The sequence below is a fragment of the Mesorhizobium sp. M0938 genome (assembly GCF_040319125.1).
In the GTDB taxonomy this organism is placed as follows: Bacteria; Pseudomonadota; Alphaproteobacteria; order Rhizobiales; family Rhizobiaceae; genus Mesorhizobium; species Mesorhizobium robiniae.
The window spans coordinates 122,687-136,711 of sequence record NZ_JAMYNS010000015.1 but is presented as its reverse complement, the minus strand read 5'-3'; the positions used below and the strand labels follow the sequence as shown (position 1 = coordinate 136,711).

Genomic DNA, 14,025 nt, shown 5'->3' with positions numbered 1-14,025 from the left:
GGTCCCTTACGGCGCCTTGACCTCCATCATGCCGGTCGCGGTGCGGGCCGAATATTGCGGCCGATACATGTCCTCGACCGTTGCCGCCGGATGGGCATAGGTGCCCGGCGTCACCGCGCGCACGACATAGGCGAGCGTGATGTTGCGGTCGCCGTCGCCATCGTTCGGATTGAAGGCGGCGACGAAACGGTCGTCGCGGAATTCGAGATGGGCGGCGTCGGTCTGGGCCAGCCAGGAGAAGTTCGACAACTGGGCGCTGGAAACCAGGCCCGGATTGTCGATCTCGAAGCCGGCCGGCAGCAGATCGGTGATGACGAGCCGCGACGGCCACCTGTTCTGCTCGTAGATGTTGAGCACGACGACATAGCGTTCGTTCTGGGTCGCCTCGGTGACGTTGGCTTCGGTGCCGTCGAGCTTGTAGTAGGTGCGGCCGATGGTGAAGCCATTGCCGCTGGCCGGCAGCGGCTGGATCGGCGAGGCGACCGTGGTGACGACCGCCTGCAGCGGGTTGCTGCCGGTATTGGCGACGGTCAGCGGGCTGTCGAGCAGATCGCTGCCGGCGATCTGGTCCGAATAGGCGCCGGCATGCGGCGCGCCGTTGATGGTCAGCGCGATCGCATCATTGCCGGCCTTCAGCGCGCGGGCCGCCAGCAGCATCCAGGACTCGTCCTGCGTGCTGGTCCACCTGACGGCGGCGCGTTCCTTCGTCACCAGCTTGATCAGTGCCGGCACGATCGTCGGCACCGGCTTCGATTCGGCGGCAAGCGCCAGCATCGCCGCGCCGTCACGCAGCGGCGAGCCATAGTCGGACCTGTAGTAGTCGTATGCGGAGGTTGAATTGGCCAGCTGCAGGGCGGCCTGGAAGGTGGCTTCCGAGCGCTGCGTGTCGCCGTAGAGCGCCAGGCCCGCCGCCAATTGGGCAAGGGCCATCGGACTCGTAAAGGCTTCGAGCTGCGTGTCGGCATAGTAGCGCAGATCGCCGATCGAGGCCTTCTTGTTGCGGGCCAGCACATAGAGCGCATAGGCGATCTCGCTGCCGCGATCCTTGACGTCCTGGTCGTAGCCGATCGAGTTTTGCAGATTGCTCAGCGCCTGGTTCATCGCCAGGGCCGGCACGTCGTATTTCTGCTCGCGCGCCCGGGTCAGGAAATCGGTGACATAGGCGTCGAGCCATAGATCGCCGGAGCCCGGACCCCACAGGCCGAAGCTGCCGGCGGAGGCCTGATAGCTCAGCACCTTGTAGATGGCGTCCTGGATGCGGCCGCGCAGGTCGGGGTCGCTGGCCATGCCGATGCCCGAGGCCATGTCGTTGACATAGAGAAGCGGCATGGCGCGGCTGGTGGTCTGCTCGGCGCAGCCATAGGGGTAGCGGTCAAGCGTCATCAAGAGCGACGGCACGTCGAAGGCCGCCGCCTGTGAAACGCCGACGCTGACCGAAGCGCCGTCGAGCAGGCTTGCCGCCAGGAGTTCCTTGTCGACGCGCAGCGACCCGCCATTACCCTTGAGATCGACCACCATGCGGGTGGTGACAGGCAATTGCGCCGGGCGCACCGGCACGTAGAGCGTCTGCTCGACAGCAGTGCCGTCGGCATGCGCGAGCTTGACGGTGATCGAGGCGTTGCCCGGTGTTTGAGCCATCAGCGGCACGGTCAGCGTCTGCCGCTTGCCTTTGGCCAGCGTCAGCTTTTCGGGCAGGGTGGCATTGCCGGTCGAAAGATCGCCTGTCGTGTCGATGGTAAGCGCATAGTCACCCTCCGGACCGTCGGCGTCGGTGACGTCGAGCCGCATGACGGCCGAATCGCCGGGCGCCAGGAAGCGCGGCAGGCCGGCGGTGATCACCACCGGATCGCGCACGATCACATCGGACTGGGCATGGCCGACCCCGTCCCTGGTCCAGGCGACGGCCATGACGCGCACGGTGCCGTTGAACTGCGGGATGTCGAAGTCGATCCGCGCCTTGCCATCCGCGTCCAGCTGGACCGGACCGGAGAAGAAGGCGACCAGTTTTTCGGTCGGCGGACTGCCTTGCGACTGCATGTTGGCGCCGTCGCCGCCGGTGCGCAGCTTGCCTGACGTGCCCAGCGAGCCGTCGATCAGCCGGCCGTATAGGTCGCGTACCTCAAGGCCGAGCATGCGCTGGCCGAAGAACCAGGTCTCCGGGTCCGGCACCTTGTAATTGGTCAGGTTGAGGATGCCGACATCGACGGCCGCGACCATGACATAGGCATTGGCGCCCGGCTGCACGCCGGCCACGGAAACCGGGATCGACAGCTGCTGGCGCGGCATGGTCTTGTCCGGCGGCGTCAAGGTGACGGCGAGCTTCTTCGAGCCCGAATCGACCTTCAGCCATTTGACGCCGATGGCGCGCGCCGGCATGCGCGTTTCCTGCGCATCGCCAGGCCTGAACAGCGTTGCCGTGACATAGGCGCCGGCGCCCCAGTCGTCGCCGACCGGGATGTCGATGCTGCTGCCGCCGGCCGGCACGGTTGCCGTGACGGTCTTTAACAGCTTGTCGGCGCCAATGGTGACGAGCAGCTCGCCGGCAAAATGCGGCGAAACCTTCAGCTTGGCCACTTCGCCCGCCGCATACATGTCCTTGTCGAGGGCGATCTCGAGACCGTCGGGCGTTTCGGTGGTAGTGGAGGAGACGTACCAGCCGGCGTCGAACTCGTAACTGGTCGCCGGGCCTTCCGGATCCGATGTCTCAATCTCAAGCCGGTAGCGGCCCCAGTCGACCGGCAGCGAAACGGTGGCCTCGCCGTCGGCGGTGAGGTCGACCTGGCCGTTGGCTACCGACTTGGTGAAGGTGACCGGCTCGTAGTTCCAGGAATTGCTCGAGCGGTACCATTGGTAATTGCGTTCGACCTTGACCAGCGACCATTGCGTTCCCTGCAGCGCCTCGCGCTTGCCGTCGGGATCGACGGCGATCAGGCCGAATTTCGCGGTGCCGCCTTGCGGCACCTCGTCGCCGTCGAAATCCGGACGGATGCCGATCATATGGCCTTGCGGCCGGATGCCGATGTTGAGTGAGCGCTCGACGGCGCGGCCGCCGGTCTCGCGCATCCTGACCGTGACCTTGGCATCGACGAGCTTGGTGGTCGAGGGCAACTGATCGACGGAAACCGGGAAGGTCGCCTTGCCGTCCTCGCCAACCACCGGCAGGCCGGCAAACGGCGTGACCGACGGTTCCGCCGACTGCTCGTCGGCGAGGCCGAAGGAATAGCCCTTGAAACGGTCCCAGTTGCGGGTGGTCGACAGCGTCAGCTCGCCTTCGAGCGCCAGCCCGGCGGCCGGCGCGCCATAAAGGAAGCGGCCGTCGACGGTGACGTTGGCTGTTTCGCCCTGCGCGATCTCCTGCTTGTCGGAGGCGAGGTCGAACTCGATGCGATCAGGCACGAAATCCTCGACCAGGAACATGTGGCTGGCGACCGCCGCCTGCTTGGGATCGGTGTGGATCGCCACCGTCCAGGTGCCGCGCATTGCGTTGGGTTCGAGCGGCAGGTCGACGGCATGGCCGCCGGCCGATGCGCCATCGCTGACGATGCGACGGTTCTCGACGCCGTCGGGACGGGTGAAGATGAAGGTCAGCGGCAGGTTCTCGACCGCCTTGGCGGCGCTGTCGCGGGCAAGCGCTGCAACATGGACGTCTTCGCCGGCGCGGTAAATGCCGCGTTCGGTCCAGGCATAGACGTCGAGCGCGCCCGGCGCCGGACGCCCGGTGACGCCACGGTCGGACAGGTCGAAGCCGGCGCGGCCCATGTCGAGAAAGACGAAGTCGCTGTCGCCCTGCTTGGCTGTCAGTACAGCCGGCACCATGCCGCCGTCGCCGCGCGTCAGGCCGGGGTTGAAGACGGCGCGGCCTTCTGCATCCGTGATCGCAGTGCCGAGGATTTCGTTGTTTCTGGCGAGCAGCGTCAGTTCGGCACCTGATATCGGCTTGGCGGTTCCGAGCGAACGGGCAAAGACGTTCAGCCCATCCTGTCCGGTATAGGTCGACAGGCCGATGTCGGAGACGACGAACCATTGCGTGGCGCGCGAATCATAGTCTTCGTTGTCATCGTCATTCTCGTCGACCGGTTGCGCGGTCAGCACATAGACGCCGGGCTTGCGCTGCGGCAGCGCTTCGTCGACCGGGAAGGACGTGGTGACTTCCTTGTTCAGGTCGTTGGCGATGTCGAGCTGGCCTTGCCAGACCGGCTCGCCCATCTGGCCGGAGATGTTGGAGATGTCGTAGCCGTCAAGCTGGCGCAGGAACTGGTAGCCGGACAGAAGCTGAGTCAGCGAGCGGTCGCCGATGCGGTAGAGCTTCATTTCGGCGGCGTTCATGTTGACGGTGACGACCGGAATGCCGCGGCGCGCGCCGGCGGGCAGCACGAAGCTGTCGCCGGTGAAGCGGGCGGATGGGGCGCGGTCCTGCACATAGATCGACAGCACCACCGGGGCGGTGATCACCTCGCCGATGGCGGCCGGCAGGCCGGGGCGGAAGGTCACGTCGTAATGCTGGCCATGCTCGAGCCCTTCGACGCAGATCTGCTTGTCCTTGGCTTCGACGCCTTTGGGGGCGGCGTTGTCGACGGTGACGAATTGCGAATAGTCGACGCCGGTCTTGACCAATTCCTCGGAAAACTGCGCGCAGATGCGCGGCGCGCTGGTGTCGGCGTCGACCGTGTGATCGACGACGCGGAAACCCTTGCGCGCCTTCAGGTCCTGATAGGCGGCCGAGACCCAAGACGAATTGACCAGCGCGAGGCTCGCTTCGTAGGCCTGGAGGGCCGGCCGGGCGAGGTCGCGGCGATCGAGTCCGTCGCCGAGCAGTGCCAGTGCTTCGGCGCGCGTCTTGGTGGTGCGCAGCAATTTGTAGGCGTTGAAGGCGGCGGAGGTGGCGTTCGCGGGCAGGGTGGACACTTCCGCGCTGTTGGCGGTCGGTTGCACCGCGAGCGTTTCCCGCGCCAGTTCAAGCCAGAGCTGGCCGTCGTCGGGCAATACCGAAACCAAAGCCTCGTATTTTTGCATGGCCGAGCGGCGGTCGCCGGTCTGCGCCGCTTGTTCTGCCGCCGCCTTCAGCGCCGCCAGCCCTTCGGTGGGCTTGGTGTAGGCCGGGCCTGTGAGCCTGTTGCGGTACTGCTGGGCCTGGTCGGCCATCCAGGCGGGGAAAAAGGCGAGGTCCGGCGGCGCGCCGATATCGGGGTCGCCATCGATGTTGACGACCTTGCCGGCGACGGCGCCTTTGAAGGGCTTCAGCAAATTATAGTCGGATTTGAGAAAACACCATTTGGCCTTGGGGTTGTAGGTGAAGGCGCGGCAGGCGGGATCGCCTAGACATGTCGTCTTGCACTGGTCGAGACTGACATTCTGGTCGGATCTGAGATCGAAACCGAAATAATCGGAATTGTCCGATGTCACCACCCGGCGTGCTTCGGCCGCTTGCGCGACACTGCCCCAGGCGAAAAAGAGAAGGAAAAGGATCGATAGACCACGAGCCGCGCGCATTGCCATAACACCCCTCCAGACACTGCTTTTCGCATCGGCCCGAAAATCGAAATCGGTTTCGGAAAGCACGATGCGACACTTCAAAGTCTTGGAGCGTACCTTGTGCGTCCGGATGGACGCACGTCGCTCTAACGTCAAGACATGTTCAAGCTTCAATCAGGCTTGTCAACACAAGGACGCGGCAGGTTCCGCCTGCCGACGGTTTCCTTTCCGGCCGATCGCCGGTAGTACCTCCACAGGACAGGGATCACGCTTTCTTGCGGCGACGCAGAAGGTGTGAATTCCAAGCCCTGTCTATTTCAGACAATTGGATTGTGGCTCCTTTACGAGCAATTCAGAAGTTCATTCCAATTTTAGCTTTGGGAGCTAGTGTAGAGTTGTAATGTTGGCGTACGAGAGGCAGATGTGGGGGGGGAAAGCGCCACGGCGCGTGCTTTTGCACGCCTTGCTTTTCGCCTTGCTGTGCTCGACTGCATTGGTTTCCGCGACTGGAAACGCGGCCGCTTTCGAGATTTTCGGCATCAAGCTGTGGGGATCGTCGGAGGATGAAGACGCCGACATCGTCGATCCACTGCGCTATGCGGTGACCATCGAAGCGCCCGATGCCGACGAGGATCTCGTCAAGAAGCTCGAAAATGCCTCGGCGCTGAAGGCCGACGAAGAACGTCCGGTCTCCGGTTCGCTCGGCCTGATGGCCAAGGCGCGCGGCGACCGCGATCAGCTTATCGCCGCACTTTACGCGGACGCCCGCTACGAGGGCGTCGTCACCATCACGATCGAGGGCAAGCCGCTCGACGATTTGCCGCCCGACGCCGAATTTTCCGGTCCGCAGCCTATCCCGGTGGTGATCAACGTTGCGACCGGGCCGAAATTCACGCTTGGCGACATCAGGCTGGAGGGCGATGCGGCGGGACTGGCGAGCGCCGACTTCGGCCTGATCGCCGGCGGCGATGCCGGTTCCGGTGCCGTGCTCAAGGCCGAGGTCTCGATCGTGCGGGCGCTCAAAGAGGAAGGCAGGCCGCTGGCCAAGGTGACGGACCGAGAGATCATTGCCGACCACGCCACCTCGACGCTCGACGTGACGCTGACCGTGGCGGCCGGGCCGGTTGCCGGCTATGGCGACACCACGGTCGAGGGGACCGAGAAGGTCGACCGCGATTTCACCGAATACATGACCGGCCTGGAGCGCGGCCGCCAATATTCGCCGGAAGAGGTCGATGAGGCGCGCGACCGGCTGCTCGGGCTGGAAGTTTTCAATAGCGTGACGCTGAAGGAGGCCGACAGTCTCGACGCCGACGGCAACATCCCGATCGGCGTCGAAGTCAGCGAGCGCAAGCCGCGCTATTTCGGCCTTGGCGGCACCTTCTCCAACACCGAGGGGCTCGGCCTCGAAGGCTATTGGGGCCACCGCAATCTGTTCGGCCGTGCCGAAAAGCTGCGCATCGAGGGTGCAATCAGCGGCATCGGCAGCAACGACCTGACCGAGCTCAACTACAATGCCGGCATCATGTTCGAAAAGCCGGGCGTGGTCGGGCCGGCATCGAAGTTCTTCGCCGGCGTCAACACCGTGTTGGAGCATCCCGATGCGTATGATCATTTCTCGGTCAAGGGCAATACCGGCCTGTCGTATGAACTCGACAAGCAGCAGACGGTTTCCGCGGAAGTCGCGCTCGACTATTCGAAGATCACCGATTCTTTCGGCAAGCACACCTACCTGATCGCCAGCGTTCCGCTGCAATATGTCTACGACAACCGCGACAGCCGGCTGAACCCGACGAAGGGCTTCAGGCTGCTGGCCTATGCCGAGCCGAGCTACGATATTTTGAACGGCGCGGCCTTCGTCAAGCTGAGGGGCGAAGGATCGGCCTATCAGTCGCTCGACACGGCCTCCAAGTTCATCTTGGCCGAACGCGTCGCCATTGGCTCGATCATCGGTGCCGGCCTTCAGGATGTTCCGGCGGACCGGCGCTTCTATTCCGGTGGCGGCGGCTCGGTGCGCGGTTATGCCTATCAGGGCATCGGTCCGAAGGACATCGACGGACAGCCGATCGGCGGGCTCTCCTTCTTCGAAACCTCGCTCGAGATGCGCATTGCCGTCACCGATACGATCGGCGTCGTGCCGTTCGTCGATGCCGGCACTGTCTCGACCGAGCAATTCCCGGATTTTTCCGACATGAAGGTCGGCGCCGGCGTCGGCTTGCGCTATATTACGCCGTTCGGGCCGCTGCGCGTCGATGCGGCGGTGCCGCTCAATCGGGGTCCCGACGACCCGCGTTTCGGCATTTATGCCGGCATCGGTCAGGCGTTCTGATGGCAATGTTCAAGCGCATCCTCCGCATTGTCCTCTACACGCTGCTCGTCTTGGTGGCGGCGGTGGTCGGTGCGCTCGTCGTGCTGACCAAGACCGAGCGCGGCCGCGACAATCTCGCCGGCATCATCTCAACCGTGGCGTCGACCGACGACCGAAAGGTCACGGTCAGCGGCATCGACGGCATCTGGTCCGGCGCGCTGACTGTCGACCATGTGGTGCTGGAGGATCGCCAGGGCGCCTGGCTGGTGGCGCGCAAGGTGGCCGTCGACTGGTCGCCGTTGGCGCTTCTGTCGAAAAACTTAAGCGCCGGCCGCATCGCGGCCGATCGCATCGAGCTGGCGCGATTGCCGGTGGCGAGCACGCAGCCGAGCCAAGGCGGCGCCACCACACTGCCGGTGTCGCTCGACATCAAGCAGATCGACCTGCCCGAAATCGCGCTTGGGCAGGCCCTGGCCGGCAGCGGTATCGCAGAGCTCGCGGCCAAAGGTTCGTTCAAGGCCGACGCGGCGCCTTTGGCGCTCGAAACGAACCTCAACATCACCCGCCACGATGGCAAGGAAGGTAAGGTCGACGCCAACATCCATTTCGCGCCCGCCGACAACAAGCTCGACCTCGATCTGAAGGCATCCGAGCCGGCCGGCGGCATCATCGCCAATCTGCTCAAGCTGCCGGATGCGCCTCCAGTCGACATCGTCATCACGGGCACGGGGCCGGTCGCCAACTGGAGCGGCATCGGTACCTTCGTCGTCGACGGCCAGATCGTCACCCAGCTTACCGGCCGTCACCAGCTTACCGACAAGGGCAACTATGTCGAGGCCAAGGGCGACGGCGACTTCCAGCGCTTCATACCCGATAATCTGAAACCCTTGTTTGCCGGCAAGACCAGCTTCGACCTCGCCGGAACTGCGATCGTGACGGGCGGCATCGAAGTCGAGCGTGCCAATATCGACAGCGATGCCGTGCATGGCACCGCCGCGGGCATCGTCGATCCCAATGGCGCCAGCGATCTTTCGGTGGAACTCGCTGCCAAGGGTCCGCCGATCGTCCTCAGCCTCGGTACTGCGGCGCAGCCGGTGACCGTCGCGATCACCGGCGCCACGGCCCGCGCGTTCGGCGGCGGCAAGGCGCCGATCATCGATATCGGCGCGTCTCTGGTTTCGGTGGTGGCGGGCGGCACGCGAGTGGACGATCTGGCGGCTGAAATCCATTCCGACGGCTTCGACATCCAAGACCGCAGCGGACCGGTCACCATCAAGCTTGCGGCCGGCGGCCTGAACACCGATGTGGCGACGCTGGCGCCGCTGGTGACCGGCAGGGTGACAGCGGATCTCGCCGGATCGGTCAGCAAGGAGGGGATCCTCCTCGATCAAGGCACGCTGCGCAGCGCCGCGCTCAATGCCTCGGTGACGGCCAATGTGACGCTGGCCGATCTGGCGATGACGCTCAAGATGAATGCCGATGCCGTTTCGACGGCGCTGCCGCCGCAGATCCGCTCGGTTCTCGGCGAGCGCGTGACATTCTCGGCGACAGCAACGCGTGACCCGCAGGGTTCCTTTGCCGCCAATGCGCTGCAATTTACCTCGGGCTCGCTCAGCGCCAGCGGCACCGCCAGCGCGATCGGCACCGACATTCAGGCCGACATCAAAGGCACGCTCGGCGACGTTTCGGTGCTGTCGCCCATGGTCGGCGTACCGGTCGGCGGGGCCGTCGATTTCGCGCTGAAGGCGAGCGGCGCGCGCTCGGCGCCGGATTTCTCGGTTTCGGCCGACAGCGACAGCCTTACGGCGTCCGGTCATACGGTCAAGACGATCAAGCTGGCGGCGACCGGGAAGGCCGACATAGCCAACCCTGCCGCCGATGTCTCACTGACCGGGTCCGTCGACGACCAGCCGCTCGATCTCAGGGCATCATTGGTCACGAATGACGGAAAGCGTTCGCTCAGCGGGCTGAGCCTGTCGCTGGCCGACAACAAGGTCTCGGGCGATCTCGCTCTCGGCGACGGCTTGCTGCCGCTGGGGACGTTGACGCTCGAAGCGCCCGATATCGGCCCTCTGGCCGCACTTGCCGGGCAGACGGCGATGGGCGACGTGCAGGGCAGCATCCGGTTCTCGAATGATGATGGCGCGCCGGCAGTTGCCATCGATATGACAAGCGGGTCCATTTCGCGCGGCGACCTGGCGGCGAAGACTATTGCCGTCAATGCGCTGGTCGCCAACTATCTCAAGGGCCCGGCAATCTCCGGCACGATCAAGGCCGATACGGTCACATCAGGCGCCACCGTGATCAGCGGCATCGGGGTCGATTTGAAGCGCGATGGCGACTGGACCGGGTTTACCGGCGGCGCCACTGTGGCCGGCATTCCGGCCACAGCCGAAGGTCGGGTGAAGATCGCGGACGGCACGACAAGTGTCGAGATCGCCTCGGGCGAAGCGACCATCCGCGGCATCAAGGCAGCGATTGCGCAGCCGTCGAGCTTGAGCATCGCCAATGGCGCGGCCAGCATCGAGAAGCTGATGCTCGATGTCGGCGGCGGATCGGTCAACGTGTCCGGCACCGCCGGCCAGACGCTCGACCTCGCGGCAGAATTTTCCGCATTGCCGGCCGCCCTTGCCAATGATTTTTCACCCGGCCTCGACGCCGCGGGCGCGCTCAGCGGAACAGCTGAAGTGACGGGGCCGTCGGCTGCCCCGGACATTCGTTTCAATGCACAACTCGACGGCGCCGAAACCAGCCAGACGCGCCAGGCGGGGCTCGGTCCGCTCAATGTCAATGCGGCAGGCAGTTTCTCCTCCGCCGGCGGCATTGCCATTGATCGAGCGACGCTCGCTGGCGACAAGATTTCGGGCAAGGCCGCCGGCACTATCAATCCAAACGGCATCAGCGATTTTGCGCTCGACCTGGCCTCGACCGGCCCGAGCCTGCCGCTGGCGCTTGGCAGCGCCGAAAGCCCGATCAAGCTCGAGCTGCAGGCGCTTTCGGTAAAGGCTGCGGGGCAGGGCACGCAGCCGAAGCTCGATATCTCCGCTGTTCTGCCTTCGGTCGCGACGAATTTCACCAATGTCGAGGGGCTCACCCTTTCATTGCACTCGGACGCCTTCGACGTGAAAAGCCGGACGGGGCCGATCTCCGGCACGGTGACGGCGGACAAGATCGGCCTGGACAATCCGACCATCGCGCCGCTGATCGCCGGCAAGATCACAGCCAAGGTCGCCGGCAGCCTCGCTGTCGACACCGTCGTCATCGACAGCGGGTCGGTGACGGGCGATGCGCTGAACACCGGCTTCAACGGAAGGGTCTCGCTGGCCGACGGCGCCATCGATCTCCACCTCAGGGCGGATGCGGCTTCCGCGGCGCTGCCGGCGGCAGCGCGCGGTGTGCTCGCCGAGCGAACGGAACTCAGCGCCGCGCTGAAGCGCGACGCCAATGGCAATATCACCGCCAACGCAATCCGGCTGGTGTCCGGCGCGCTGACCGCCGACGGGCAGGCCAGCCTTGCCGACAACAAACTCGCCGCCGATATCAAGGGCGCGCTGGCCGACATCTCGCTTCTGTCCAGGGATGCCAAAGGCGCCATCGCTTTCGCGCTGAACGCGCAAGGCGCCAGCACCGCGCCCGACCTGTCGCTGACGGTGAACAGCGACCGGCTTTCGGTGGCCGAACGCGAGATCACCGGGCTGAGGCTCACCGCAACCGGCAAGGCCGATGCCGCCAACCCGGCGGCCGATGTACGACTGACCGGAAATGTCGCGGGCCAGCCCCTGCAAGGCAGTGCCGTGCTGGCGACCTCAGACGGCAAGCGCGCCATCAATGGGCTTCTGCTGTCGCTCGGCAAAAACCGGATATCAGGCGACCTGGCACTCGATAATGCCTTCGTGCCCGATGGCACAGTGGCGCTCGACCTGCCTGACATCGGACCGCTCGCAGCGCTTGCGCTGGAAAAGGCGGAAGGCGACGTGCGCGGCACGATCTTCTTTTCGAAAACCGGCAATGCGCCTGAGGTCACCATCAGGGCTTCGACGGCTTCGATTTCGCGCGGCGATCTCTCGGCAAAGACGGTCAACATCGATGCGCAGATCGCCAACTATCTCGCGGCGCCGGTGATCTCCGGAAAAATTCGTGCCGACAGCGTCACTTCGGGCGGCACCGTCATTCGCGGCATCGACGTCGATCTAAAGCGTGACGGCGACTGGACCGGCTTTTCCGGCGGCGCCAACGTCAAGGACATTCCAGCCAGGGCCGCCGGCCGCGTCAGGATCGCCGAGGGCACGACGACGGTCGAACTCACCTCGGGCGAGGCGACCATGCGCGGCATCAAGGCAGCGATCGCCCAGGCCTCGACCATAACCATCGCCAACGGCACGACCAGCCTGGACAGGGTCGTGCTCAACCTCGGCGGCGGCACGGCGACGGTTTCGGGCAAGGCCGGGCAGGCGCTTGATCTGAACGCGACGCTGGCGCGGGTGCCGATCTCGCTGGCCAATAGTTTTTCGCCGGGCCTCGATGCCGCCGGCTCGATTTCGGGCACGGTGAAGGTGACGGGCGCGCCGGCCAATCCGGCCGTTGCCTTCAACATCGACGCCGCAGGCGTTCAGACGTCGCAGACCCGCGGCGCCGGCTTCGGCGGCATGGGTGTTTCGTCCTCCGGCACGTATTCGGGCAACAGACTGGCCTTCGACGCCAATATGAGCGACGGCGCCGGCCTCGGTCTCAAGGGCGGCGGCACGGTGGCGACATCAGGCACACCCACTCTTGATCTCGACTTTTCCGGCAAGGTGCCGTTCGCCTTCCTCACCCGGACGCTCGCCGCGCAAGGCCTGTCGTTGAGCGGCGCGGCCGACGTGAATCTGCAGGTGCGCGGCCCGGCGACATCGCCGGTGATCTCAGGCACGGTCCGCGCGTCAGGCGCTCGCCTGATCGATGCACGCTCGGGCCTTGCGATCAACGACATCGCCGCCGATGTCGCAATCGGCGGTGGCGTCGCCAGGATCAACCGCCTGACCGGCACGCTGTCGACGCGCGGCAGTCTGTCGGCCAGCGGTACTGTCGGCATCGCTCCGGCGCAAGGTTTTCCGGCCGACCTGTCGGTCAAGCTCGTCGACGGCCGCTATACCGACGGCAGGGTGGTCACCGCCAATCTCGGCGGCGACCTGACGATCAAGGGGCCGCTCGCGTCGGCGCCGGTGATTTCGGGCACGATCAATCTGGCCAAGACCGTGATCACCGTTCCCGAAAAGCTGCCGGGCTCGCTGGCCGCGCTCGATGTCAAGCACAGGAACGCGCCGGCCGCAGTACGCGCGCAGGAAAAGGCGTTGCGCCCGGCGACGGCGAGCGGCGGCAGTGGCGGCAGCGGCCTCAACCTCGACGTCACCGTCAACGCGCCGAGCCAGATCTTCATCCAGGGCAGGGGTGTAGATGCCGAGCTTGGTGGTTCGCTGCGGCTGACCGGCCCGGCATCGTCGCCGCAAGCGGTCGGTACTTTTGATTTGCAGCGCGGCCGGCTGACGATTCTCGCCAAGCGGCTGACCTTCACCGAAGGCACGGTCGGCTTTTCAGGGTCGCTGGTGCCTTATCTCAATCTCACAGCGACATCGACGACGAACAGCGCCACCGTCACCATCGTGGTGTCTGGCGAGGCGACCAATCCGAAATTCAACTTCTCGTCGGTGCCGGCGCTGCCGGAAGACGAGGTTCTGGCGCAGCTGATCTTTGGCCGCTCTATGTCGAACCTGTCGCCGCTGCAGATCGCCCAGCTTGCCGAAGCCGCCGCGCAACTGGCCGGTGTCGGCGGCTCGACCTCGCTGCTTCAGAATCTTCGCAGCGCGATCGGCGTCGATGATCTCGACGTCATCACCGACGAGGAGGGCGGCACCGCCGTCTCGGCGGGCAAATATCTGAACGACCGTACCTATGTGACGATCCAGAAGGGCGACAAGCCGGGTTCGGGCAGGGCGGCGATCGATTTCAATGTCGGGCGCGGCGTCAAATTGCGCGGCGAGGCCACCGATGCCGGCGAAGCCAAGGGCGGCGTCTTTTACGAACGCGAATACTAAAGCCAGCCGGCATGACGCCACGGTTTTTGGCACCATGCTCGGGATTGGGCTGGCGCTGTGCAAGCCCTGGCGCATGACCCAGAACACCGGATCGGTTTCGAAAGGATGTGTCCAAGATTACCGCGCCGAGTGAGGCTTGGCGCCGCGGCGAATGTCTCAGTTTAATCGATGCCG

The 14,025-nt window shown here is 65.1% G+C and carries 3 protein-coding genes; 2 read left to right on the top strand and 1 reads right to left on the bottom strand.

Annotation, left to right across the window (positions count from 1 at the left end; genetic code table 11):
* Positions 1 to 6: 6 nt before the first annotated feature.
* The gene (locus tag NKH73_RS24190) at positions 7 to 5,496 is read right to left on the bottom strand and encodes an alpha-2-macroglobulin family protein (protein ID WP_352936893.1); all 5,490 of its coding nucleotides are present in this window, start codon (positions 5,494 to 5,496) and stop codon (positions 7 to 9) included.
* Positions 5,497 to 5,872: 376 nt separating this feature from the next.
* Here NKH73_RS24190 and NKH73_RS24185 point away from each other — a divergent pair, with 376 nt between their 5' ends.
* Positions 5,873 to 7,801, top strand: a complete 1,929-nt coding sequence (locus NKH73_RS24185; protein ID WP_352936892.1) for an autotransporter assembly complex protein TamA — start codon at positions 5,873 to 5,875, stop codon at positions 7,799 to 7,801.
* Entirely contained in the window at positions 7,801 to 13,851 is a 6,051-nt protein-coding gene (locus NKH73_RS24180) for a translocation/assembly module TamB domain-containing protein (protein WP_352936891.1), read from the top strand. The genes NKH73_RS24185 and NKH73_RS24180 overlap by 1 nt, the downstream gene beginning before the upstream one ends.
* Positions 13,852 to 14,025 lie beyond the last annotated feature (174 nt).

Coding starts and splice junctions, on each gene's coding strand:
- NKH73_RS24190 (WP_352936893.1), bottom strand. CDS start 5,496: ATGGCAATGCGCGCGGCTCGTGGTCTATCGATCCTTTTCCTTCTCTTT.
- NKH73_RS24185 (WP_352936892.1), top strand. CDS start 5,873: ATGTTGGCGTACGAGAGGCAGATGTGGGGGGGGAAAGCGCCACGGCGC.
- NKH73_RS24180 (WP_352936891.1), top strand. CDS start 7,801: ATGGCAATGTTCAAGCGCATCCTCCGCATTGTCCTCTACACGCTGCTC.